Here is a 23345-nt window from a genome sequence, read left to right on the forward strand (position 1 = left end):
CAGGTAACTGCCGTCTCTACCGCGACCCATAAAAAAGGGTTCTTCACGGAATCCCGGGAAACACAGAAACAAGAACGCCGATTTGATTGATGATTGTTGGCGGTGATGCACAATTGCCCTCCCTGCTGGGGCAAGACTGCCCCAACATGGATAGGTAGATGCCCAGCACAGATGGCGGTAGCCTTGAAGGTTGCTTGGGTCAGCGTTTTTTCGGCAGATGGGTCAATTCTTCATCAGCGCCGACACTTACGACTCAAACCCGGTGTCTTGCCCGTAATGCGCTTGAATGCACGACTGAAAGCGGCCTGGGATGTATAGCCCAAACGCTGCGCTACCTCTTCAATCGGTAGCCTTTCGAGGGTCAGCCACTGGCTCGCAAGCCGCATTCGCAGTTCGGTGACATAGCGCAGTGGGGCCATGCCAATCGTCACCTGGAAGCGGTCCGCGAAGACCGAGCGTGAGGTATTGCAGTGCTCTGCCAACTGCGCAACGGTCCAGTCGCGGCCCGGTTGTTGATGGAGCGCAAGCAGTGCACCGGCCAAGCGTGGATCGCGCAAGGCGGCGACCAGGCCAGAAGCATTCCCACAGGCACACTCCACCCAGCCGCGAACGACCATGGCAGCTACCACGTCGGCCAAACGCGCGAGGATACCGGCGAAGCCGACACGTGCGGCGCTGACCTCGCGTTCCATGGTGGTCAGGATCGGTACCAGCCCGGGGTAACGCTGGCCGCCGGCATCAATCAGCATCAGGCCCGGCATCAGCCTGCCAAGGCCATGGATACTGCCCAGTTCAAACTCCATACAACCACTGAACAAAATAGTGCTCGGCGTGGGGCTGGCATCGGTTCCGGTATCCACCGCGCTGACGGTGTCACCGAGCGGGGTGCCGTCTAGACGGTTGATGTCTAGAACAGGCGCGTCCGGATGTGAAAACAGTTGATGGGCGGCGCCATGGGAGATGAACACGGCGTTGCCGGCAGACAGCTCGTAGGTGGTGCCATCCTCCATTCGCAGCACCGCATTGCCGACGGCTATGAAGTGGAACCAGGCGTGCCCAGGTTTTTCCGTGAAGCCCAAACCGAAGGTAGGGCCTGCCTGGATACGCCGGTATTCGACACCACGCAGGCGCATACCGCGCAACAGTTCGTTGATGAGGTCCGAGGAGAGAGCAAACTGATCAGTAGGCATTGTTCAGGTGTTTTAGTCAAAAAATAGAGATTTTCGATCATAGATCATCCGGATCCCGGCGCCTAGACTTCGGTTCGCAATGAAGATAGGGAGATCCGTACGATGACCGACTGTGTATGTAATGCCGTACCCGACCGCCATTCCGGCGTCGGCTTGGATGTAGAGCCCGCGAACCCCGCGTGGATGGCCGTCTTCTCGTTGGCAATGGGGGTGTTCGGATTACTGACCGCTGAGTACCTTCCGGCCAGTTTGTTGACGCTGATGGCTGCCGACCTGGGAGTGTCCGAAGCGCTGGCTGGCCAGGCGGTAACGGTGACAGCCGTGGTGGCGCTGTTCGCCGGCTTGCTGGTGCCTGGCCTGACCCGCGGCATCGACCGACGTTGGGTGTTGCTGGGTTTTTCCACGTTGATGGTCGCCTCCAATCTGTTGGTCGCCGTTTCCTCCAGCTTCGCGGTGCTGTTGTTGATGCGCATCTTGCTGGGCATTGCCCTTGGCGGTTTCTGGAGCATGGCGGCGGCGGTAGCGATGCGCTTGGTGCCGAGTGCTTTGTTGCCCCGGGCGCTGTCGATCATTTTCAGCGGCATTGCTATCGGGACGGTCGTTGCCGTGCCGCTGGGCAGCTATCTGGGCGGGCTGTATGGCTGGCGCAGCGCGTTCTTTGCAGCAGCGGCGGTAGGCATGGTGACCTTGGCGTTCCAGTCGTTCACTCTGCCGCGCCTTGCGCCGCGCCGGCCGGCACGTCTGCGCACCGTACTCGAGGTGTTGCAGCGCCCGGGTATCGCCATGGGGATGTTCGGTTGCGTGCTGGTGCACAGCGGCCACTTTGCTATGTTCACCTACGTTCGGCCATTCCTTGAAGGGACTACCGGCATCGGCCCACAAGGGCTGTCCCTGATGCTGCTGGGGTTCGGTGTGGCGAACTTCGCCGGCACGCTGTTGGCCGGGAAGCTGCTGGAGCACCACCCGCTGGCCACTCTCGTATTGATGCCCGCGCTGGTCGGTGTTGCAGCACTGGCGTTGGTGCTGTTGCCGGCATCGGTGCCGGGGCAGGCGGTACTCCTGGCGATCTGGGGGTTGGCCTTTGGTGGTGTGCCGGTGGCGTGGTCGAACTGGGTTGCCAGTGCGGTACCTGATCAGGCGGAAAGCGCCGGGGGCATGGTGGTGGCATCTGTGCAGTCCGCCATTGCCACAGGCGCGGCCGCTGGCGGTGCAGTGTTCAGCCTCGGTGGCAGCGCAGGCGTATTCGTCGCAGCGGCCGTGCTGATGCTGCTGGCCGCACTGCTGATTGCGCTGCGGGTCCGCGTCCCTTCTGCCCATGGCGTTCACCAGTCCAAGCCCGCCTTGCATCTTTGATCCGGTTTGCCAAACCGCCTCGATCCCATCCGTAATCAGGAGTTAACCCATGAACAATACGACGTCTCACCAAGGACGCTTCAAATCGTTGCGCGCGGCAGTGGGCCTGCGTAACGAGAAGAACGGCTACAAGATCCGCGAAGCCACTCTGCAGAAAGTGCCTTACCTTTTGGTGATCGGCGAGCAGGAAAAAGCCGGCGCCGCGTCACCCTGTTGGGGGGGTATACTCAAGTTATGCGGCTCACACCCCCGGTGCGAGCGATCGCGAATGGCGATTTTTGGCACGGGCCTGGGTGGCCGCGGCTGGTATTTGGTGCGCCTCCTTATACTGGATGAACAACCCTAATGTGGCAAATCCCTGGTTGTTCGGAAGAGGATATGGGGTATGAGTCGATATCCTTAAGTGGAGTTGTCGGGTCTGTCTCTCTGCACCTATCCTGAAATTGACTCGCGAGATGCTCGTGCTCTGCGTGATGTTGCCAGGGCTCTGGTCGCTAGGGGCATCGATCCTCGTGTCCATCGACAGCTGGAGCGAATGCTAGGCGCTTGGTCACGGAAAACGCCTAAATCGGCTGACAACGAGGGCGCTCAGGTTGAGATATAGAGGGGCGCCTTACCTTCGCTATTCCTGGCCAGTTAAGCCGTTTGGCCAGGTCGCTGATCAGTCGTTAGGCAAGTGCAACTGCACTTCCATGGCGTCATGAAGGAGTCTGACGACCTCGATCACGTCGTCGTTTGCCACACGATAGAACACGATATGGCGTGGGCTTTTGACCGTTCCATGGGTTTGTTTGGCCTGCTGGCGTGAGTAGATGAGGTGATAGCTGCGAAGGCCCGGTGCAAGCTCATCGCGGTCGTGGCTGCCAAGGGGATACGGCGTGTCGGCAAGCGCTTGCAGCGCCGCGAGGATCAGCGCCTGGTAGCGCTGGCGTGCTTGATCGCCGAACTGCGTCTGGGAGAGCCTAAGGATGTCGACAATGTCGGCGCGCGCCGGGTTGGAAATCCGATACTGCGGCATGCTCAGTGTTTCTCTCTCGCGGGGAGGGTTGCCTCCAGGCTCAAGCCCTCGAGGTAGTGCTCCAGATCCCCTTCGTTCACCTGAGTAAAGCGCCCGTGCTCAAGATCCATGATGCCGATCGAGGTCGCCTGGCGCAGTGCCTCAATTTTGGCGGTGTCTTCGGCGACGCGCTGCTCCAATAAACGTAAACCTTCTCGCATCACTTCGCTGGCATTCTGATAACGGCCGGACTGCACCAAGTCATGGATAACCTGTTCCTGGTGAGGGGTGAGCACAACGTTTCGCGTCGCCATAACTAGCTCCAGTTCTATGCAAACAGGTACTTTTGATTGTTGGCATATTATGCCATTTTCGCTCAGGACAATAGCTTGGGGCCGACATCCGGCGATCAGGTGATAGCTGACTCGGCGCCAATCAGCAAGGTTCAAAGTCATCCGCCCATAATAAAGCTGCAGATTGATTTGCAGATTGATATGCCTGGCTGTGCGTGGGAGGAGGCGCGCGATGTGTGCTTTTCGATCCGCCCTGAAATCGATCGGCATGTTCGATGCCCATCAATATTTGCGTTTAGAGGCATCAAGAGAGGTTCCAATGCCCTACGAGTTAGAAAATCGCCTGGTGATCGGCGTCGCTTCCAGCGCTGTGTTTGATTTGTTGGCATCGGACGCAGTGTTTCAGAGTCAGGGGGAGGAGGAATACCGCAAGTTTCAGAAAAAAAATCTTCACGTCCCGCTTCCGAAAGGGATAGCGTTCCCCTTCATCATGCCCTCAGATGTGCCCCCAATGTAGCAATCTACCGGAAGTGAATGGAGTTCCATGGTTTGTGGAAAGCCAGAAATGCTCAGCTAAACAGCCTGCCAGACGACTCTCAGGATCCCCGGCAAACATTTTGACTAGGCTCTAGAACAACATTTTCAGGCAGAAAAATTTCAAATGTGCCCCCAATGTTGCCCCCACTTGAACCGGGTGTGCGAGCGATCGCGACTGGCGATTTTCTGGCAGAGATCCAGTTGGATTCGGATGGCTCTCAGTGGATCTCCATATTAGGTTGGATTGTTTGACCTCTGTTTTGTCCCGCATCGGCACGTGAGGTTCGATGTCCTTTTCCTCCACCATCCAGGCCAACATCGGCGCTGTACCGTACTCGGTACCGCCGATGAGGCGTTACGGCTTGATGTCGAACTGCGCTTCAACCCGATCGATCATCGTCTTGGTGCTCTCGATGTTGGCGCTGATGCGATTTTGACCCACGCCGCCGGAAGTCATTGACCCATTCGAATACTCAGCAAGCGATGACCTTGCGTGGGATTTCAGAGGCTGCACATGGGTCAGATAAAATCAGTAACCTGGGTCTAAATCGCATCAGCGCCAACAATTCAGTGCTTCTTGAGTCCCGCCTTCCTGACAAAATGGCGGTACGTAATGCGAATTTCAGCGCTGATGTTGCATGCGGTTTGATAGCAAATCCTCAACCTCTTCACGACTAGGCGCGTAAGCCCCGACATGCGAGCAAGACACTGACGCACAAGCAGCGGAAAACTCCAATCGTGCATGGGGCTCTTGGATGCCTAACAACGTCGAGGCCAGCCATCCGGCCATACTCGAATCGCCGGCACCTACCGTATCAGCGACCTCAACGGCGATCGCGGGCTGTTCAAACTTCACGTCGGCAGCATACAACGCCATACCTTTCGCTCCACGGGTGAAAAGAATCTGCGCACTAGCATTCATCGTCCGCAACGTTTGAAGCGCCTGTTCTTCGTTCAATCCAGGGTATATCTGGCGAAGATCCTCATCCGAGAGCTTGATGATGTCTGCAAGCTCCACCATGGCCGGGAAAGTCAGCTCGCGGTAGCGGGTGTCCATCAGGTTGCGCCAGTTCGGGTCATAGCTAATCAGCTTGTCTTCTTCCTTCACCCTCCTGGCCACCTCAACAAGCCTGTCCCCCAATGGCTGACGGGCAAGGCTGATACAGCTGAAGTGACAGAGTCGAGCCGCATCCAACCAACCTGCCGGGAGTTGGTCCACATCAAAAAGTAGATCGGCCTCGCCCGCAAAGAAATACCGGGGAGGGTGGCTGGAGGGCACGATTGCTACCAGAGGGTCAGCGTCAACTCTCTGGAGGAATCTCATGTCCAGACCGGCAATCTTCGATTGCTGTGCGAGCTCATCACCCAGTGAGTCGGTACTGATCGAGCCGGCGAAGGCAGTGGGCACGCCCAGGCGACTCATTGCGCGGGCCACGTTCCAGGGCGCGCCACCTGGATAGCCTTGCCACCGTCCGGGTGAATGTTGAACCACGTCGGTCAGTGCTTCACCAAACACAACAACGCTCGGCAATTGCATATTCATCCTCTCTTGTATCGGGCTGGGGACACGATCGTGCGTCACATCGTTAGACGCTGTCTCACCGCACCTGCGCGATCGGTAGCGATGGGTGAAGACCGTCTCGGTTGAAGAGCTTCATGGCGGTAGTACGCCGGTAGTCGCTCGGGGTCTGATGCATTTCATGACGGAAGTGGCGATTGAAATTGGAGACGTTTTCGTAGCCAACCTCGAAGCAGATTTCGGCGACCGAGAGCTGTGTCTGGACGAGTAGCCGACATGCACGCTGGATGCGCAGCTTGCGCATCAGGTCCATGAATCCGTGGCCAGTGATTCGTTTGAAGAAGCGTGAAAAACCGGCCTCGCTCATCCCTACTCGCTCGGCGATGACAGATAGCCGGACGTCAGATGTGAGCTCATTGATCAGGTAGTCGAATGCCTGATTAATTCGCTCCGAGCTGCGTTCGTTCAAGGACGGTGAGTAGCAGGCGCTGGCCAATACCCGAATTTCGAGCTTTGGCGCCCTTGCGAGGGTGTGTATCAGTTGCAGGAATATGATCAGGCGCTGAAGCCCCGTCGCCTTGCCGATTCCCTCAAGCAGCAAAGCGGCCTCCACGGCCGTCCCCCCAGTAAACTCGATCCCACGTTGTGCCAGCTCAAACAGCGTTTTCAGCTCCGATAGCTCAGGCAATGAGCCTCGGAGGTCGAGTAGGGCGGCGCCATCAAACTGCAGAACCACGTCGCGGCCTACGAGCTGTTCTCCCGGCGCGATATCTCCCATCCAATCATGGGGAAGACCTGGGCCAATCAGTGCGACATGTCCTGCGGTGAAGGGGCCGATGTAATCCCCGGCCAAGAGCTTGCCACTTCCTTGCCGAATCAGGTGGATTTCATATTCAGGATGGTGGTTCCAGCGGGCGAGGGAGTATGGATAGTCGTGCTCGTACCATCGAAAGCTCTGATCGGGTTCAGGAAGGATGACCTCAAGGTCGGCTGGTCGGTGCTCGAACAAAGCAGCGCGGTTATCAGGCATCTCGTGCCCCTTTTATAGTTGTTCTATGGATCGAATGCGCTAACCATACGCCGATCTCGCTCAGGACTGGTAGTTCATCTATTGCAGCTAAGTGATACTTTTTTGATTTCGTTTAGGGGAGGGTGCAGCGATCAAAAAAGTATCAATTCGGCGTCCTGGATTCGTTTGAGAGCGGGTCGGGTAGGTGATTTAATCAACTCGCCCACCACTGCGATGCGATCTTGATTTGCCCACCAGTGGTGAACAACAACAATAATAGCTCCGGTCATCTGGCTTGGAGTGGAGAGCCCCATGAAGATTACGAATGCGCTAATTCTTTCTACTGGTCTGTCATTCGCCCTTGCCAGCCATGCCGCTGAGACGCTGACCATCGCGACGGTCAACAACGGTGACATGATCCGAATGCAACGGCTATCCAAGGTCTTCGAGCAGCAGCATCCCGACATCAAACTGAACTGGGTCGTGCTCGAAGAGAACGTTCTGCGTCAGCGCCTGACCACTGACATTGCCACTCAAGGTGGTCAGTTCGACGTGTTGACCATTGGCACCTACGAGACCCCGATGTGGGGTGCCAAGAACTGGCTAGAGCCGATGAAGGACCTCCCGGCCGGCTACGACGTCGACGATATCTTTCCTGCCGTACGCCAGGGCCTTTCCGTTAACGATACGCTCTACGCACTGCCGTTCTACGGCGAAAGCACCATCACGTACTACCGCACCGATCTGTTCAAGGCAGCAGGATTGACGATGCCGGCACAGCCGACCTGGTCGCAACTGGGCGAGTTCGCTGCCAAGCTCAATGATCCTTCGAAAGATCAATATGGCATGTGCTTGCGTGGCAAAGCTGGCTGGGGCGAAAACATGGCCTTGCTTACCACGATGGCCAACGCCTTCGGGGCGCGCTGGTTCGATGAGAAATGGCAGCCTGAACTCAATGGTCCTGAGTGGAAGGCAGCAGCGACGTTTTATGTTGATACCCTGAAGAAATACGGTCCTCCGGGAATATCCAGTAACGGGTTCAACGAAACACTGGCCCTTTTCAACAGTGGAAAATGTGCGATTTGGGTTGATGCAAGCGTGGCTGGATCTTTCACCACCGATAAGGAGCAGAGCCGGGTGGTAGACAGCGTAGGTTTCGCGCCTGCGCCTATCGAGGTTACCGACAAGGGGTCCTCGTGGTTATATGCCTGGTCATTGGCAATTCCTGCCACCTCCAAGCACAAAGAGGCCGCCAAATCCTTCGTCACCTGGGCCACCTCCAAAGAGTACATCCAGCTAGTTACCGATAAGGATGGCATCACGAACGTGCCACCCGGAACACGCATCTCGACCTACAGTGACGCCTACCTCAAGGCCGCGCCGTTTGCTCAGGTAACGTTGCAAATGATGAAGCACGCTGCCCCGTCGCAGCCTTCAGCCAAGCCCGTTCCGTACGTGGGCATTCAATACGTGGTGATCCCCGAGTTTCAGTCGATCGGTACATCTGTAGGCAAGCTTTTCTCCGCAGCATTGACAGGACAAATGTCGGTTGAGCAAGCGCTGGCTTCTGCCCAGTCCACAACCGAGCGCGAGATGAAGCGTGCGGGCTATCCCAAAAAATAAATAGCCCCTTACCTCCGCCGGCTTAGCGCCGGCGGTCACAGCCGCACAGGTAAATAATCATGAACACGTCCACTATTCGAGCCCAGCTTGCGGCCTCGGCGCCATCACGCGCCCGCCGTTTGATCAATCCAGGATGGTTTCTGGTGTCGCCATCGGTTGCACTTTTGTTGCTCTGGATGATCGTGCCGCTGGCCATGACCGTTTATTTTTCGGTGATCCGTTACAACCTGCTCAATCCAGGGGAAAACGAGTTCGTTGGCCTGGAGAACTTTGCCTATTTCGTGACAGATTCGGGTTTTCTTCCCGGAGCGCTTAACACGTTGATACTGGTGGGCAGCGTGCTGCTGATCAGCGTGATTTTTGGTGTCTTGATTGCAGCCTTGCTTGAGGCAAGCGAGTTCTTTGGACGCGGCATCGTCAGGGTGCTGCTCATTTCGCCTTTTTTTATCATGCCTACAGTGGGTTCGCTGATCTTCAAGAATCTGATCTTCCACCCTGTCTCCGGGATCCTCGCGGCGGTATGGAAGTTCTTCGGGGCACAGCCCATCGATTGGCTAGCTCATTACCCACTCTTCTCGATCATCGTCATCGTTTCCTGGCAGTGGCTGCCTTTTGCGATCTTGTTGCTGATGACAGCCATGCAGTCGCTCGATCAAGAGCAGAAAGAGGCCGCTCGATTGGATGGGGCGGGTGCCCTGGCCATCTTCTGGCATTTGACCCTGCCACATTTGGCCAGGCCCATCGCGGTGGTGGTGATGATCGAGACGATTTTCCTGCTGTCGGTATTTGCAGAAATCTTCACCACGACAAATGGCGGACCTGGGTTCGCTTCGACCAACCTCGCCTATCTGATCTACAACCAGGCACTGGTGCAGTTCGATGTGGGCATGGCCTCGGCCGGTGGTCTGATTGCGGTGGTGATCGCTAACATCGCGGCGATTGTGCTGGTGCGCATGATTGGCAAGAACCTGACCGACAAAGCCTGAGGACAACGCCATGATGACGCTTAAACAATCCCGGTCTCTACAAAGCGTACTGCTCGGCACCTTGGCCTGGGTCACCGCTTTGCTGTTGTTCTTTCCGATCTTTTGGATGGTGCTTACCAGTTTCAAGACCGAGATCGATGCCTTCGCTACGCCGCCACAGTTCATCTTCATGCCTACGCTGGAGAATTACTTGCACATCCAGGAGCGCAGTGACTACTTCCACTTTGCGTGGAACTCGGTGCTGATTTCCTTCTCCGCTACAGCGTTGTGCATGCTGATCGCGGTGCCGGCGGCCTACTCGATGGCGTTCTATGAGACCAAGCGCACCAAGCAGACGCTGCTTTGGATGCTATCGACCAAGATGCTTCCTCCAGTTGGGGTGCTCATGCCTATCTACCTTCTGGCGAAGGGGGCGGGGTTGCTGGACACCCGGATCGCGATGATCGTGATCTACACCCTGATCAACCTGCCCATCGTGGTGTGGATGATTTACACGTACTTCAAAGACATTCCCCGGGAGATTCTGGAGGCGGCCAGGCTGGACGGGGCGACCCTGGGACAGGAGATGCTGCGCGTGCTGCTGCCCATCAGCAAGGGTGGACTGGCGTCGACCATGCTGCTGTCGATGATCCTGTGCTGGAACGAGGCCTTCTGGTCGCTCAACCTGACGAGCTCCAGCGCCGCACCTCTGACCGCGCTGATCGCTTCCTACTCGAGCCCTGAGGGTCTGTTTTGGGCGAAGCTTTCCGCAGTTTCCACATTGGCCTGCGCACCTATCTTGATCTTCGGCTGGATCAGTCAGAAGCAATTGGTTCGTGGGCTGTCCTTTGGCGCCGTCAAATGACGACGTCGAGCATTCAATGATTTCGCGAAGGCTCCAATTTCTTACAGGACTTTACGCATGGCCACTTTGAAAATAGAAAATCTCAAGAAAGGTTTCGAGGGACTGTCCATCATCAAGGGCATCGATCTCGAGGTTAAGGACAAGGAATTTGTGGTGTTTGTAGGGCCGTCGGGGTGTGGCAAGTCGACCCTGTTGCGCCTGATTGCAGGTTTGGAAGACGTCACGAGCGGCACGATCGAGCTCGACGGCCGAGACATCACTGAGGTGACTCCCGCCAAGCGAGACCTGGCCATGGTATTCCAAACCTATGCTCTGTATCCGCACATGACGGTACGCAAGAATTTGTCATTTGCCTTGGATCTGGCCGGTGAGAAGAAGCCGGATGTGGAAAGGAAGGTCGCCGAGGCCGCAAGGATTCTCGAGCTTGGTTCTCTGCTCGACCGCAAGCCTAAGCAGTTGTCAGGTGGTCAGCGCCAACGGGTCGCGATTGGTCGTGCGATTGTCCGAAACCCGAAGATTTTCCTTTTCGATGAGCCACTGTCGAACCTTGATGCTGCGCTGCGTGTACAGACGCGCTTGGAGCTGTCCCGACTGCATAAGGAGCTGCAGGCGACCATGATCTACGTGACCCATGACCAGGTCGAAGCCATGACGCTCGCCACCAAGGTCGTTGTGCTTAACGCAGGGCGGATCGAGCAGATTGGTTCGCCGCTCGAGCTCTACCATCACCCTGCCAACCTGTTCGTTGCCGGCTTCCTTGGGACACCAAAAATGGGGTTCTTGCAGGCGACTGTGTATGCCGTGCGTGCGTCGGGGGTTGAGGTTAGATTCGCCTCTGGAACCACTTTGCTCATTCCACGCGACAGCAGTGCGTTGTCGGTCGGGCAATCCGTGACGATCGGGATACGGCCGGAGCATTTGACCCTGGGCGCTGAAGGCCAAGTGCCGGTCACGACGGATGTCACCGAGCGCCTGGGCAGCGATACCTTCTGCCACGTGAATGTCGATTCAGGAGAAAGCCTGACGGTACGTGTCCAGGGGGATTGCGAAGTGCCGTACGCCGCCCGGCGTTATCTCACCCTCGATGTCGCTCATTGCCATCTATTTGATGAGAGCGGTCTTTCGGTAAGCCCTGCGGCATCACGCGCGGCCTGACTTCCATCAGGCGCGCTCTTTCGATGAAGCGCGCCACGAACCACAAAGGTAGATTCAATGAAACGTCTCGAAGGTAAAAGCGCTTTGATCACGGGTTCCGCACGCGGTATTGGCCGCTCGTTTGCCCAGGCCTATATCGGTGAAGGCGCTACGGTCGCTATCGCCGACATCAATTTGGAAAGAGCTCAAGCGACGGCCTCCGAGCTTGGGCCGCAAGCTTACGCGGTGGAGATGGACGTTACCCGCCAGGCGTCCATTGATGCAGCAATCGCCGAGGTCGTTGCCCACGCAGGAAAGCTGGACATCCTTGTGAACAACGCGGCGTTGTTCGATCTTGCACCGATCACTGAGATCACTCGGGAAAGCTACGACAAGCTTTTTGCAATCAACGTCAGCGGGACGCTGTTCACGCTTCAGGCAGCGGCGAAGCAGATGATCAGTCAGGGGCATGGCGGGAAGATCATCAACATGGCCAGCCAGGCGGGTCGCCGCGGTGAGGCGCTGGTAGGCGTCTACTGCGCCACCAAGGCGGCGGTCATCAGCCTTACGCAGTCTGCTGGCCTCAACCTCATCAAGCACAAAATCAATGTCAATGCGATCGCCCCGGGGGTTGTCGATGGCGAACACTGGGACGGTGTCGACGCGCTCTTCGCCAAACACGAGAACCGACCTCTAGGTGAGAAGAAGCGGCTCGTCGGCCTTGAAGTTCCATATGGGAGAATGGGGGCGGCAGAGGATCTGGTAGGAATGGCTATTTTCCTGGCGGGCTCGGAGAGCGATTACATCGTCGCACAAACGTACAACGTTGATGGCGGGAACTGGATGAGCTGAGTACAGAAGGGTGTTCGGGTGACAGGAGAGCGGCATATATCCGATCACCCGGCGGTTCGATTCAGCTTCCTCGCGATCACACTGCCCGATTCATGAGAGCCTGGCTGCCTGCGCGGCCTGTTCCGGATTCATGTGGACGTTCGCCCAGCGCGGATCGTACCGACCGGCATCAATGGCGACATAGTCGAACGGACCCAGTCGCTGGCCGATCTCGGTAAAGTGCGGGCCATAACCCGAGTCGCCACTGAAAAACAACCGCTGCTCAGGAGACACAAGTGCAAAGCCGACCCACAGCGACTGATCGCGGGTAAAGGTGCGTCCAGAGTAGTGTCGAGCTGTGGTGACGTGGACTCTGACGTTCGGTGTCAGCGCGATGACTTCGTTCCAGTCGGCTTCGCGTACGGCTCCCATGTCGTAACCCCAACGCTCAAAATGCGCGCCTACACCCAACCCCACGATAACCTTTCTGACTTTGGACTGAAGCGCCAGAACGGTTGGATAGTCCAAGTGATCGTAATGATCGTGGCTGATCAACAAAGCGTCGATCTCGGGTATGTCATCGGCCGTGTAGAGGCTGGTGGGTAGCCAGCCCGACCGGGTACAGCGGCGATGATATTCGCGACTTGATGCTGGAAAGCGTGGAGAAGCGTTTTGGTGATCAACTGCCCGCCACGCCGGTGCAATGGCTAAGCGACAACGGATCGGCGTACACCGCCGGACAGACACGCTTGTTTGCTCTACAGATCGGCTTACAGCCGGTGACCACCCCGGTACGCAGCCCGCAGAGCAACGGCATGGCCGAGAGCTTCGTGAAGACGATTAAGCGAGATTACGTGGCGCACATGCCCAAGCCGGATCGAGAAACGGCGTTGCGTAACTTGGCAATTGCCTTCGAGCACTACAACGAGCAGCATCCACACAGCGCCTTGAACTATCGCTCACCGAGGGAGTTCAGGCGCTTAGCGGCAGCATCAATTTAACGGGGAGTTGGTGTCCGGTTTGGTAGGGGCAAGTCCAAACAGTTATCGCACAAAATTATTTTTTGAGCGGTGACTCAAGACTGTAATGGATTAACTCTCAATGATCATGATGTCGACGGCCCAACCCTATCGTTAGTCAATTTTTTTGAGCCATCCGGTGATCTTTTTTGATGTCATCGGCGAACCTTCCCATAAGACGAACTAGATCTGAAACATCTCGCTCTTTCCACGTTGCAAAAATAGACAGTCCAATTCTCTCTCGAGCCTCATCGACGCGATCAGTCATTGCCTTGCCTCCTTTGGTAACAACGGCCTCACGGACCCGGCGGTCATGCTTGCCTTGCTTGCGGTCGACTAATCCAAGGTCCTCCAGCTTTGAAACTTGGCGACTGACAGTGGTGTAATCGCGTCCGACGCGGTCAGCAAGGTCGACTATGCCAATGGGTCCCAGCCGCTCCACCAGGACCAGCAGCGGGAACAGGGCGCCATCTAAAGAAATACCGGCTTCTCGCACCATCGCCTCATCACGCTGAGGGCGATTCATCACACCTACGATCTCTAGCAACGCTCCGTGAAGCTCTCGAAGCTGAGCGCTAATATGTGTATTTTGCACTTTTTTTGTTGACACAGCACTTTACTCCTCCAAGTATGTGCATAGTGCACTTAATCGGGGGCGTTATGAAAGAGCAATTTGCAGTAGATGTTTTGATTTGCGGCGCGGGAGCTGCTGGTCTGATGCTTGCAATCGATCTAGCGAGGAGGGGAATATCATTTCGTCTGATCGAGAAAGCGGCGCAGCCGTTCCACGGATCCCGCGGCAAGGGTATTCAGCCTAGAACTCAGGAAATATTCGAGGACATCGGTATCCTCGATCGAATTGTTGCCGCTGGAGGCGTCTATCCGCCTGAGCGGCTATACCACAACGACGGTAGCTACAGCGACGCTGATGTAATGGAACGCGGGAAGCCAACCTCGGCCGAACCTTATCATTTGCCTTTGATGGTGCCGCAATTTTTAACCGAGCGGGTGATGCGTGAGCGCCTGATGGAACTGGGGCAGATACCGGAATTTTCCTGCGAGTTGGTCGATTTCGTGCAGGACGCTGACGGTGTGACAGCGCAACTGGCAGGCAAGGGCGGCGAAGAAACGCTGCGTGTGCGATGGTTGGTAGGTGCAGATGGTGGCCGCAGTCTCGTGCGTCATTCTTTAGGTATTGGCTTTCCAGGCAAGACTCTAGGCGTCCGTGCCTTGGTGGTCGATGCGGTGATAACGGGTTTATCGCGTGATTATTGGCACCGATTCAACGATGGCGATATGACTCGGCAGATCTCGTTATGCCCGCTGGCTGGTACTCACTTGTTTCAAATACAGGGGCCGGTTCCTCTCGAGGGTGATATTGAACTTACCGCAGAGGCGTTGACGACTTTGGTGGCGCAGCGCACGGGACGCGATGACATTCAGGTTCAATCGCTGTCCTGGACTTCACTCTATACGATGAATGCCCGGCTTGCCGATCACTACCGCATGGATCGAGTATTCCTCGTGGGGGATGCGGCGCATATTCATCCGCCCACAGGGGGGCAGGGCCTCAATACCAGCGTGCAGGATGCCTATAACCTGGGCTGGAAGCTGGCTGCAGTTATCCAGGGAGCACCAGAAGCGTTGCTTGACAGTTATGAGCAGGAGCGACGGCCGGTGGCGGCGTCAATGCTGGGCCTGGCGACCCGACTGCTCGAGGCCCAGAAGCATGGCAATATGCGCCGTGGCCGCGAGGTGCACCAACTCGATATCGGCTATCCCGAGTCCACGTTGTCCCAGGAACAGCCTGAGCGACTTGACGGTTTGTCAGCGGGCGATCGAGCCCCCGATGCGCTGATCAGGGGAGCAGCCGGACATCCTTCGCGGTTGTTCAATCTTTATAAAGGCCCCCATTGGACTTTGCTGGGTTATGGTTTGGATCGCGACGCTGTGCCGTCTCGTGCAGGACTGCATATCCATACTTTCGGCCCCCATGGCGATGTCATTGATGAACAAGGGCACTTTTATGAAGCGTATGAGCCGGCCATGGGCGATTGGATATTGGTGCGCCCTGATGGCTACGTCGGGGCGATCGTCACACATGAAAACCTACACGCTTTGGAACGTTATCTCTTACAGGTAGGACTCGGTGTTCCCGGAGTTTTTAATGGCTAGCCCTACTGCTGATGTTTCTGTTGGCTGGTGTGAGGTGGCATAAGCGGCAAGAAATGTCTTCACGGCTCGCTCAACAGAACCTTTAATCTCTGACTTCGTGAGTTTTTCTTTTATGCCCAGCATCAGTGGTGTAACGGTTTCACACTCAAGTAGCGCGGTGAGTTGAGCGGCTGCCAGTAGCGGATCCGATCGTCTGAGGTTTCCCAGGGTCATTTGTCTCTCGAGAAACTCGGCTGTTCTCTTTATTCCTACCTTGGGGCCCAGTTCATGAAAGCGCTTTCCGATAGTGCTTCGTCCGGACTCGGCGATGATGGCTCGTCGTGTCTGGATTCGCGTCGCTGAGCACAGGAACTCCAATACGTGCTCGCCACAGACCTGCAAGGTCTCTTGCAGGTCTTCAACCTCTTTGTCCAGTGTCCCGAAGACGGGCTCAAACTCTTTCACGGCTTCCTCATTCATGGCGGCCACAAATAACTCTTCCTTGGAGCTGAAGTAGCCATACAACGTGGCTTTTGACCCGCCCACCAAGGCAGCAATCTCTCCCATCGAGGCGCCTTCAAAGCCTGCACCCTGAAAGACCTGGGAGGCAGCTGCAAGGATAGCTTCACGCTTCGCTTCTGTTTTGACTCTCATAGCGGAATCTCTTTTTCTAAACCAATGCGTTCAGTATTGCTTGACTTGGAACGCATCGTCAAATAACTATACCGTACCGTTTAGTTATTGTTTGCGTCTTCCTACTTTTGGAGCTTCGTCATGCGCAAAGCAGTTCTTTTACCATCCGTCGCTGTCGTGGCGATTTCCTGCCTCATCAGTGCGTGCGGCAAACCCCCGATGGGCCCTCCACCTGCAGCCGGGACGCCGGTTGTGGGTGTGATTACGGTCAAAAAGCAGCCGGTTGAGTTGAGTACAGAGCTACCGGGTCGCACTGTTCCTTACTTAGTCGCCGACGTCCGTCCGCAGGTGAATGGGATCATCAAGGCTCGGAACTTTCGCGAAGGAAGTGACGTAAAGGCTGGGCAGACGCTCTATGAAATTGATCCTGCGCCCTACCAAGCAGCCTACAACAGCAATGTCGCAGCGCTGGCCAAGGCCCAGGCAAGCCTTAGAACCGCTCAGCTAAAATCTGATCGTTACAAGGAACTGATCATCATCAATGCGGTGAGTCAGCAGGAGTACGACGACGCCGTCGCCAACCTGGGCGAGATAAAGGCAGATGTCGCAGCAGCGAAGGCCAATGTGGAAACCAGTCGTATCAACCTGGCTTATGCCCACGTGGACGCGCCGATATCTGGACGCGTAGGGCGGTCAGCCGTGACTCCCGGCGCGCTGGTGACCGCTAGTCAGGCCACAGCAATGGCTACGATTCAGCAACTCGACCCCATCTACGTAGACGTAACGCAATCCAGTGCGGCGCTGCTCAACCTCAAAGAATCCCTTGCAAAGGGGGAGATCCAGAAAGTCGGAGCTAACGCCGCAAAGGTAGCGCTGGTGCTGGAGAATGGTCGTACTTACCCCCTGGAGGGAAGGTTGGAATTCTCTGACGTAACCGTGAATCAGGATACTGGCGCAATCACCCTGCGTGCGGTGTTTCCAAATCCCAATGCGGACCTGTTGCCGGGTATGTATGTACGGGCTGTTATGCAAATAGGGATAAAAGAGCAGGGGTTGTTAGTACCGCAACAAGCTGTCAGTCGAGACAGCACTGGTAAACCGACAGTTTATATTGTGGGGGCCGGCAATAAGCTGGAGCGTCGCGTATTAGAAACCGACCGCGCCATTGGTGATCAGTGGTTGATTCGTAGCGGTTTGCAGGCAGGTGACCAACTGGTTGTGGACGGTCAGCAACGCGCTGCGCCTGGCTTAGAGGTCGAGGTAACGCCATGGGCCCCAGGGCAGCCCACGCGCTCATACACTGCCGATCTTTCTGCAGTGAAACCATCCGCTGAAAATCAATAGGAAGCAGACGAAAATGGCGCGCTTTTTTATTGATCGTCCGATCTTCGCATGGGTCCTTGCCATCATTGTGATGCTGGCGGGTCTTATCTCCGTCCTGACATTACCTATTGCACAATATCCAGCCATTGCGCCACCTGCCGTGGCAATTGTCGCGACCTATCCTGGTGCTTCAGCTAAAACACTGGAGGATACAGTTACCCAAGTTATCGAACAGAAGATGAAGGGGTTGGATCGGCTGAGTTACATGGCTTCGACCAGTGAGTCCTCAGGCACCGTCACCATCACGCTGACATTCGAGAACGGGACCAATCCAGACACAGCCCAAGTACAGGTGCAGAATAAATTGGCGCTCGCCACGCCGTTGTTGCCGCAAGAGGTACAGCAGCAAGGCGTATCTGTCAGTAAATCGGCCAGCAACTACCTTAACGTTCTGGCTTTTACATCAGAAGATGGAAGCATGAACGGTTCCGATCTGTCGGACTACGTGGCGGCGAATGTCCAGGAAGCCATCAGTCGTGTTGAGGGCGTCGGCGATACGACCTTGTTCGGATCGCAATACGCCATGCGGATTTGGCTCAACCCCGATGAGCTCACCAGCTTCAGTCTGACGCCGGTGGACGTTAAAACTGCCATTCAGGCGCAAAACGTTCAGGTGTCTGCAGGCCAGTTGGGTGGCCTGCCAGCAGCGAGCAACCAACAGCTGAATGCGACGATCACCGCGCAAACCCGTATGCGAACGGCCGAGGAGTTCGAGAACATCGTGTTGCGCACTCTGACCGATGGTTCGAGAGTGCGTTTGCGCGACGTTGCCCGTATCGAACTGGGCAGCGAGACCTACAACACGATAGGTCGCTATAACGGAAAGCCTGCGGCTGGATTGGCGATTAAGTTGGCCACCGGTGCCAATGCGCTGGATACCGTCAAAGCTATTGATGCGCGCCTGGCGCAGCTGGAAACGTTCTTTCCCGAAGGAATGAAGGTGCACAAACCCTATGACACCACACCGTTCGTGCGCATCTCAATTGAAGAGGTCGTGCGTACGTTAGTCGAGGCGGTGGTGCTGGTGTTTCTGGTCATGTATCTGTTTATGCAGAACCTTCGCGCCACCTTGATCCCGACCATCGCGGTGCCGGTAGTGCTCTTGGGTACTTTTGGGGTCCTGGCTGTTTGCGGCTTCACGATCAATACCTTGACCATGTTTGCCATGGTGCTTGCCATCGGACTTCTGGTGGATGACGCAATTGTTGTCGTTGAAAACGTCGAACGGGTCATGAGCGATGAGGGTTTGCCGCCCAGGGAAGCGACGCGCAAGTCGATGGATCAGATCACCGGTGCATTGGTCGGAGTCGCGCTGGTATTGGCTGCTGTGTTCGTCCCCATGGCGTTCTTCAGCGGTTCGAGTGGCGTTATTTACCGCCAGTTTTCCATCACCATTGTCTCAGCGATGTCGTTGTCGGTACTTGCCGCATTGGTCCTCACCCCAGCCTTGTGCGCGACGATGCTCAAACCGGCTGCGCAAGGGCATACGTTGGCCACCCGCGTTTTTTTTGGCTGGTTCAACCGTACTTTTGAACGAGGCAATCTCCGTTACCAGGGCGTCGTCAGCCACATGCTGAACAAGGGTTGGCGGTACATGCTGGTTTATGCGGTGGTTGTAGCGTTGGTGGTTTTCGTCTTCATGAAGTTGCCGGTCGGTTTTTTACCGAACGAGGACCAGGGGACGCTTTTCACCAATATGCAATTGCCGCCAGGTGCCACTAGGGCGCGAACGGACGAGATTATCAAGCAAGTTGAACATCACTTCCTGGTCGATCAAAAAGATGCGGTAGAAGGCGTGTTCTCCGTGTCAGGCTTCAGTTTCGCGGGCAGCGGCCAAAATATGGGCTTCGCTTTTGTTCAACTCAAACCCTGGGACGAGCGCACGGGGCCTGGCCTGAGTGTCACCGATGTCGCGGCCAAGGCTGGCGCCTTTTTCAACACCATTAGGGACGCCAGGATCTTCGCCTTTGCGCCGCCCGCCGTCTCGGAGCTAGGTAACGCAACGGGGTTCGATCTGATGCTTAAGGACGAAGCAAACCTCGGCCATGCAGCTATGATGCAGGCTCGTAATCAGTTGCTGGGCATACTCACCAAGGATCAGCGCTTGGTCGCTGTACGGCCTAATGGTCTTGAAGATATGCCAGATTACCGATTGCAGGTTGATACCTTCAAAGCCGGTGCTCTCGGTATTTCCATGGCCGATATTAACAACACTATTTCTGCAGCCTGGGGCAGCAATTACGTCAACGACTTCATCGACCAGGGGCGTGTCAAAAAAGTGATGCTGCAGGGTGACGACCGTTTCCGAATGCTACCCACGGATATTGACCGGTGGTACGTACGGAACAACGCCGGGACCATGGTTCCGTTTACTTCATTTGCGACTGCAACCTGGGCAACCAGTTCACCGAGACTGGAACGCTACAATGGCGTGCCGTCGATTGAAATCCTTGGCATGGCTTTTCCGGGGCGTGCATCAAGCGGCGAAGCAATGGCTATTGTCGAGGCCGCAATCGCGCAGTTGCCCCCCGGTATAGGCTATGAATGGACGGGGCTGTCGCGGCAGGAAAAAGCCTCAAGTGGCCAGACGGGAATCTTGTACGGGTTGTCGATTCTGATTGTGTTTCTTTCACTTGCAGCGTTGTACGAGAGTTGGGCGGTCCCGTTTTCGGTGATTCTGGTTATTCCTTCGGGAGTATTCGGCGTCTTGGCGGGTGCGGTCCTGACATGGAAGTTTAACGACATTTACTTCCAGGTCGGATTGCTCACTACCATCGGGCTCGCCTGTAAAAATGCCATCCTCATCGTAGAGTTTGCCAAGGATCTTCACGAAGAGGGCAAGGATCTGCTAGACGCTACGATGGAAGCTGTGCGTATGCGCTTGCGCCCTATCCTGATGACATCGCTTGCGTTCATTCTCGGCGTGCTGCCATTGGTCTTGGGCAGCGGGGCTGGTGCTGGAGCCCAGCATGCGCTTGGCACGGCCGTTATTGGTGGGATGTTGTCGGGAACCATTTTTGCAGTGTTTTTTGTACCCCTGTTCTTCGTGCTCATCATGCGGAAGTTCAATGCCGGGGGGAGCCGATCGCGTCTAACGTCGCCCGACTCGTCGGCGGCTCCGACAGCCTAGCAGGGGGAGTGATATGTACCGTTTTACTTCTCACGTGCGGCGCTGTGCACAAATCCTATTGCTGCGCTTGGCGGTGGTTGGATTCATTGGTGGATGCAGCATGACTCCTGGCTATGAACAACCTGAGGAGCCTGTAGCCGCAGGCTTTTCTTATTATGTTTCAAGCGGCATCAGCACTTTTCCGGCTTCCGCAGTCAGTGGGTGTGGGCGCGTTTGCTGCTGAGAAGCGCGATGTTGAATGTTGAGTCACGCAGTGATTCTTGAAAGTCATCGTCATCTGCCGCGCCATTTTACTTCCTAAGAAACGCTCGACTGTTGGCTCATTTCCCAAGTGGAAATGAGCCAACGTGACCTTATGGAGAGCGCTGTTTCTGTGGTCTGGATCGTGTGCATTTTGCGACTGAATAGTCACCAATAATTAGGAAGGAGCGAGGGGAGCAAGGAGAACAAAATTTCTCAGAAATGTACTTGAAATTTGAATTTGAATTAAGTAGATTCCAGATTGAGGCCCAACCAAAGAGAAGCAGAATGAGCATTGTCTAAAGGCATTTGATCGCAGATTCAAGCCAAGTCCCGCAGACAGATTTACGGGCAACTCATGTGCGTTTTGAAGTTCGTTGGTTCATCTCGTGGGGCAATCACGAGACGCCATCAGAATCAAAACCTGCAGGTTGATGTGCTCAGGGCTTGAAAGCAGGCATCCGGTTCGAGTGAGTCGTGGTTCTGTTTTTTTAGAACATCTATGAGGTGTCTCCGTTGCGATGTAGATAACCTAACAGCAGGTTAGGTCGCGTCAGAAAAAACTGTGTAGTACCAAAAATAAAAATAAAAAAGAGTGAATACATATGAAAAAAACAATACCTATTCCCAAGGTTGGTCGGCATTTGCTGTTGCTTGGGTTTATGAACCTTGTAGGCACCTCCGTCTCGGCTGCGCAATTCAGTGTTGGCGAGATAGAAGGTAACTTTGATTCGATATTGACATTGGGTGGAAGTTGGTCGCTACAAAACCCGGACGCTAATCTACTGAGAAATCGTGGTACCGACGATGGGCGGCGAAACTTCAAAAAAGGTGAAAACTTTTCTACGATCTTCAAGGGTATTCATGACCTGGAATTGAAATATGAAGGTGGTGGTGTGTTTGTTCGTGGCAAGTATTGGTACGACTTTAAACTCACCGACGACTCTCTACGCTATAAAGATATTAACAATAGTCACAGGGATACCGGTAGTCGGTCTTCCGGGGCTGAGGTGCTGGATGCTTTCATCTATCACAACTATCAAATAGGCGAACTGCCGGGCAGCGTGCGTCTTGGCAAGCAGGTTCTCAGTTGGGGGGAAGGTACCTTTATAACGGGCGGACTCAATGTTATTAACCCTGTCAACGTTGCCGCCATCCGACGTCCCGGCTCCGAGATCAAGGAAGGGTTGATACCCGTTAATCTGCTGTATGTTTCGCAAAATCTGACGGACGAAGTATCGCTTGATACGTTTTATCAGTTGCAGTGGGAAAAGACCGTCATTGACAACTGCGCTACCTTCTTTTCGCAAGTGGATGGGCTTGCCCATGGATGCAATGGTCAACCGGTAGGTCCTGATCTCACAACGAATGCGGCAGCGCGAGCGGCGTTGATACCGCTGGGCATCGATCTGTCCTCTGAGGGTATTATCGTGCCGCGTTCTGATGATAAAGAACCTAAAAACAGCGGCCAGTGGGGGACCGCGCTGCGTTGGCTGGTTCCGGAGATAAACAGTGAATTTGCTGGCTACTTCATAAACTATCACAGCCGGCAGTCCTATTTGGGTGTGACCAGTGGACCGCACGCAACAGATTCGGGGTTTGCTGGTGCACTTTGCGGAAATCTTGGAATCCCAGCCGGGGGTTGTAATAATTTCCTGTCCAGTGCTGCGGGTGGTTCGCTTGTTCAAGCGTATCGACTAGGCAGCAGCAAGTACTTTGTTGAGTATCCGGAAAATATTCAGCTTTATGGGATCAGCTTTAATACAAGCCTCCCTTCCGGTACGAGTTTGGCAGGTGAGCTCAGCTATCGACCTAATATGCCTTTGCAAGTCAACGCCGTGGATCTCATCTTGGCTCCCACGGGTGTTGCGACCGCAAGCCCGCTGATTTCCTCCGGTGACGTGGCAATAGCCAACAATCAAGATTTGAAAGGCTACCGACGTAAGGAGGTCACCCAAGCTCAGCTGACAGCAACGCACTTCTTCGATCAGTTCATGGGCGCAGAGCGTCTTTCTCTCATTGGCGAAGTGGGCGTCACACACATTGGCGGGCTAGGCGGAAAAGGTGGTTTGCGTTACGGGCGAAGCAGTGCATTTGGACAAGGTGAATTATTCCCGAATAATTCAGTCTGCATCGCGCAAACTAATAGCACCACGCCCTACAACTGCACAAGTGATGGGTTCGCCACCAGTACATCCTGGGGGTACAGGGCGCGCGCCATATGGGAATACACGAATGTAATTCCAGGTGTCGAGCTGCGGCCCAGCGTTGCATGGTCCCACGATGTCAGTGGTTATGGTCCAGAACCGGGCTTTAACGAGGGTTCAAAAGCGATCAGTATCGCTCTTGATACCTCCTACCTGAACACCTACTCAGCGAATATTTCTTATACAAACTACTTCGGTGGTGATTACAACATAAACATTGATCGCGACTTCCTGGCTGTTAACGTCGGTGTCTCTTTTTAGAG

At 55.4% G+C, this 23345-nt stretch carries 19 protein-coding genes and 4 pseudogenes; 14 read left to right on the top strand and 9 right to left on the bottom strand.

The window, feature by feature from the left end; translation table 11 throughout:
• Window positions 1-233 precede the first annotated feature (233 nt).
• Window positions 234-1190, bottom strand: a complete 957-nt coding sequence (locus tag AACY42_RS20825) for an AraC family transcriptional regulator (RefSeq protein WP_339482012.1) — start codon at window positions 1188-1190, stop codon at window positions 234-236.
• A 102-nt stretch (window positions 1191-1292) separates the two neighbouring features.
• Between AACY42_RS20825 and AACY42_RS20830 the strand changes: the two genes are divergently transcribed.
• The 3 genes and pseudogenes from AACY42_RS20830 (at window position 1293) to AACY42_RS28750 (ending at window position 3147) form a co-directional block, all read left to right on the top strand.
• A complete protein-coding gene (locus tag AACY42_RS20830) occupies window positions 1293-2543 on the top strand; it encodes an MFS transporter (RefSeq protein ID WP_339482014.1) in 1251 nt (416 codons plus the stop codon).
• Window positions 2544-2604: 61 nt separating this feature from the next.
• A pseudogene (locus AACY42_RS20835) lies at window positions 2605-2733 on the top strand (His/Gly/Thr/Pro-type tRNA ligase C-terminal domain-containing protein); the annotation flags it as partial.
• A 213-nt stretch (window positions 2734-2946) separates the two neighbouring features.
• Window positions 2947-3147, top strand: coding sequence for an integrase arm-type DNA-binding domain-containing protein (locus AACY42_RS28750; RefSeq protein ID WP_445261527.1), 201 nt, complete (start codon window positions 2947-2949; stop codon window positions 3145-3147).
• 57 nt (window positions 3148-3204) lie between these two features.
• Here the strand turns inward: AACY42_RS28750 and AACY42_RS20845 are convergent, their stop codons facing one another.
• On the bottom strand, window positions 3205-3561 hold the full coding sequence (locus AACY42_RS20845) for a type II toxin-antitoxin system RelE/ParE family toxin (RefSeq protein ID WP_339482016.1): 357 nt from the start codon (window positions 3559-3561) through the stop codon (window positions 3205-3207).
• Window positions 3562-3563: 2 nt separating this feature from the next.
• Window positions 3564-3854, bottom strand: coding sequence for a type II toxin-antitoxin system ParD family antitoxin (locus AACY42_RS20850; RefSeq protein ID WP_032698686.1), 291 nt, complete (start codon window positions 3852-3854; stop codon window positions 3564-3566).
• A 298-nt stretch (window positions 3855-4152) separates the two neighbouring features.
• Here AACY42_RS20850 and AACY42_RS20855 point away from each other — a divergent pair.
• Window positions 4153-4323, top strand: a pseudogene (locus tag AACY42_RS20855) (5'-nucleotidase); the annotation flags it as partial.
• A 282-nt stretch (window positions 4324-4605) separates the two neighbouring features.
• Here the strand turns inward: AACY42_RS20855 and AACY42_RS20860 are convergent.
• The 3 genes and pseudogenes from AACY42_RS20860 to AACY42_RS20870 all read right to left on the bottom strand — a co-directional run.
• Window positions 4606-4794: pseudogene (locus AACY42_RS20860) on the bottom strand (IS5/IS1182 family transposase); the annotation flags it as partial.
• A 198-nt stretch (window positions 4795-4992) separates the two neighbouring features.
• Entirely contained in the window at window positions 4993-5907 is a 915-nt protein-coding gene (locus AACY42_RS20865; protein ID WP_339482017.1) for a carbohydrate kinase family protein, read from the bottom strand.
• 61 nt (window positions 5908-5968) lie between these two features.
• Window positions 5969-6919, bottom strand: coding sequence for an AraC family transcriptional regulator (locus AACY42_RS20870; RefSeq protein ID WP_339482018.1), 951 nt, complete (start codon window positions 6917-6919; stop codon window positions 5969-5971).
• 291 nt (window positions 6920-7210) lie between these two features.
• On the opposite strand from AACY42_RS20870, the gene AACY42_RS20875 reads away from it, so the two are divergent.
• Genes AACY42_RS20875 through AACY42_RS20895 form a run of 5 tightly spaced genes read left to right on the top strand, consistent with a single transcriptional unit; the run spans window position 7211 to window position 12337 of the window.
• Entirely contained in the window at window positions 7211-8521 is a 1311-nt protein-coding gene (locus AACY42_RS20875; protein WP_339482019.1) for an ABC transporter substrate-binding protein, read from the top strand.
• Window positions 8522-8580: 59 nt separating this feature from the next.
• Window positions 8581-9507: a carbohydrate ABC transporter permease gene (locus AACY42_RS20880; RefSeq protein ID WP_339482020.1), complete on the top strand. Its 927-nt coding sequence runs from the start codon at window positions 8581-8583 to the stop codon at window positions 9505-9507.
• A 10-nt stretch (window positions 9508-9517) separates the two neighbouring features.
• Complete coding sequence (locus AACY42_RS20885; RefSeq protein ID WP_339482021.1) at window positions 9518-10351, top strand: carbohydrate ABC transporter permease; 834 nt, start codon at window positions 9518-9520, stop codon at window positions 10349-10351.
• 57 nt (window positions 10352-10408) lie between these two features.
• Complete coding sequence (locus AACY42_RS20890) at window positions 10409-11506, top strand: ABC transporter ATP-binding protein (protein WP_339482022.1); 1098 nt, start codon at window positions 10409-10411, stop codon at window positions 11504-11506.
• A 57-nt stretch (window positions 11507-11563) separates the two neighbouring features.
• Complete coding sequence (locus AACY42_RS20895; protein ID WP_339482023.1) at window positions 11564-12337, top strand: L-iditol 2-dehydrogenase; 774 nt, start codon at window positions 11564-11566, stop codon at window positions 12335-12337.
• 90 nt (window positions 12338-12427) lie between these two features.
• Here the strand turns inward: AACY42_RS20895 and AACY42_RS20900 are convergent, their stop codons facing one another.
• A complete protein-coding gene (locus AACY42_RS20900; protein ID WP_339482053.1) occupies window positions 12428-13021 on the bottom strand; it encodes an MBL fold metallo-hydrolase in 594 nt (197 codons plus the stop codon).
• On the opposite strand from AACY42_RS20900, the pseudogene AACY42_RS20905 reads away from it, so the two are divergent.
• Window positions 12916-13317 (top strand): annotated as a pseudogene (locus AACY42_RS20905) (integrase core domain-containing protein); the annotation flags it as partial. The gene AACY42_RS20900 and the pseudogene AACY42_RS20905 overlap by 106 nt on opposite strands.
• Before the next feature lie 136 nt (window positions 13318-13453).
• Here the strand turns inward: AACY42_RS20905 and AACY42_RS20910 are convergent.
• Window positions 13454-13945, bottom strand: a complete 492-nt coding sequence (locus AACY42_RS20910; RefSeq protein WP_339482024.1) for a MarR family winged helix-turn-helix transcriptional regulator — start codon at window positions 13943-13945, stop codon at window positions 13454-13456.
• 50 nt (window positions 13946-13995) lie between these two features.
• Here AACY42_RS20910 and AACY42_RS20915 point away from each other — a divergent pair, with 50 nt between their 5' ends.
• Entirely contained in the window at window positions 13996-15510 is a 1515-nt protein-coding gene (locus tag AACY42_RS20915) for an FAD-dependent oxidoreductase (RefSeq protein ID WP_339482026.1), read from the top strand.
• Here AACY42_RS20915 and AACY42_RS20920 read toward each other — a convergent pair.
• Complete coding sequence (locus AACY42_RS20920; protein ID WP_137211869.1) at window positions 15469-16143, bottom strand: TetR/AcrR family transcriptional regulator; 675 nt, start codon at window positions 16141-16143, stop codon at window positions 15469-15471. The genes AACY42_RS20915 and AACY42_RS20920 overlap by 42 nt on opposite strands.
• Before the next feature lie 120 nt (window positions 16144-16263).
• On the opposite strand from AACY42_RS20920, the gene AACY42_RS20925 reads away from it, so the two are divergent.
• The 3 genes from AACY42_RS20925 (at window position 16264) to AACY42_RS20935 (ending at window position 23343) form a co-directional block, all read left to right on the top strand.
• On the top strand, window positions 16264-17466 hold the full coding sequence (locus AACY42_RS20925; protein WP_137211870.1) for an efflux RND transporter periplasmic adaptor subunit: 1203 nt from the start codon (window positions 16264-16266) through the stop codon (window positions 17464-17466).
• A 13-nt stretch (window positions 17467-17479) separates the two neighbouring features.
• Window positions 17480-20635, top strand: a complete 3156-nt coding sequence (locus AACY42_RS20930) for an efflux RND transporter permease subunit (RefSeq protein ID WP_339482029.1) — start codon at window positions 17480-17482, stop codon at window positions 20633-20635.
• An 845-nt stretch (window positions 20636-21480) separates the two neighbouring features.
• On the top strand, window positions 21481-23343 hold the full coding sequence (locus AACY42_RS20935; RefSeq protein ID WP_137211872.1) for a DUF1302 domain-containing protein: 1863 nt from the start codon (window positions 21481-21483) through the stop codon (window positions 23341-23343).
• Window positions 23344-23345: the final 2 nt, after the last annotated feature.

This window comes from Pseudomonas sp. RL_5y_Pfl2_73, assembly GCF_963970515.1.
Taxonomy (GTDB): Bacteria; Pseudomonadota; Gammaproteobacteria; order Pseudomonadales; family Pseudomonadaceae; genus Aquipseudomonas.

Coding starts and splice junctions, on each gene's coding strand:
- AACY42_RS20880 (WP_339482020.1), top strand. CDS start 8,581: ATGAACACGTCCACTATTCGAGCCCAGCTTGCGGCCTCGGCGCCATCA.
- AACY42_RS20845 (WP_339482016.1), bottom strand. CDS start 3,561: ATGCCGCAGTATCGGATTTCCAACCCGGCGCGCGCCGACATTGTCGAC.
- AACY42_RS20920 (WP_137211869.1), bottom strand. CDS start 16,143: ATGAGAGTCAAAACAGAAGCGAAGCGTGAAGCTATCCTTGCAGCTGCC.
- AACY42_RS20935 (WP_137211872.1), top strand. CDS start 21,481: ATGAAAAAAACAATACCTATTCCCAAGGTTGGTCGGCATTTGCTGTTG.
- AACY42_RS20875 (WP_339482019.1), top strand. CDS start 7,211: ATGAAGATTACGAATGCGCTAATTCTTTCTACTGGTCTGTCATTCGCC.
- AACY42_RS20830 (WP_339482014.1), top strand. CDS start 1,293: ATGACCGACTGTGTATGTAATGCCGTACCCGACCGCCATTCCGGCGTC.
- AACY42_RS20895 (WP_339482023.1), top strand. CDS start 11,564: ATGAAACGTCTCGAAGGTAAAAGCGCTTTGATCACGGGTTCCGCACGC.
- AACY42_RS20865 (WP_339482017.1), bottom strand. CDS start 5,907: ATGCAATTGCCGAGCGTTGTTGTGTTTGGTGAAGCACTGACCGACGTG.
- AACY42_RS20825 (WP_339482012.1), bottom strand. CDS start 1,190: ATGCCTACTGATCAGTTTGCTCTCTCCTCGGACCTCATCAACGAACTG.
- AACY42_RS20915 (WP_339482026.1), top strand. CDS start 13,996: ATGAAAGAGCAATTTGCAGTAGATGTTTTGATTTGCGGCGCGGGAGCT.
- AACY42_RS20885 (WP_339482021.1), top strand. CDS start 9,518: ATGATGACGCTTAAACAATCCCGGTCTCTACAAAGCGTACTGCTCGGC.
- AACY42_RS20850 (WP_032698686.1), bottom strand. CDS start 3,854: ATGGCGACGCGAAACGTTGTGCTCACCCCTCACCAGGAACAGGTTATC.
- AACY42_RS20870 (WP_339482018.1), bottom strand. CDS start 6,919: ATGCCTGATAACCGCGCTGCTTTGTTCGAGCACCGACCAGCCGACCTT.
- AACY42_RS20930 (WP_339482029.1), top strand. CDS start 17,480: ATGGCGCGCTTTTTTATTGATCGTCCGATCTTCGCATGGGTCCTTGCC.
- AACY42_RS20925 (WP_137211870.1), top strand. CDS start 16,264: ATGCGCAAAGCAGTTCTTTTACCATCCGTCGCTGTCGTGGCGATTTCC.
- AACY42_RS20890 (WP_339482022.1), top strand. CDS start 10,409: ATGGCCACTTTGAAAATAGAAAATCTCAAGAAAGGTTTCGAGGGACTG.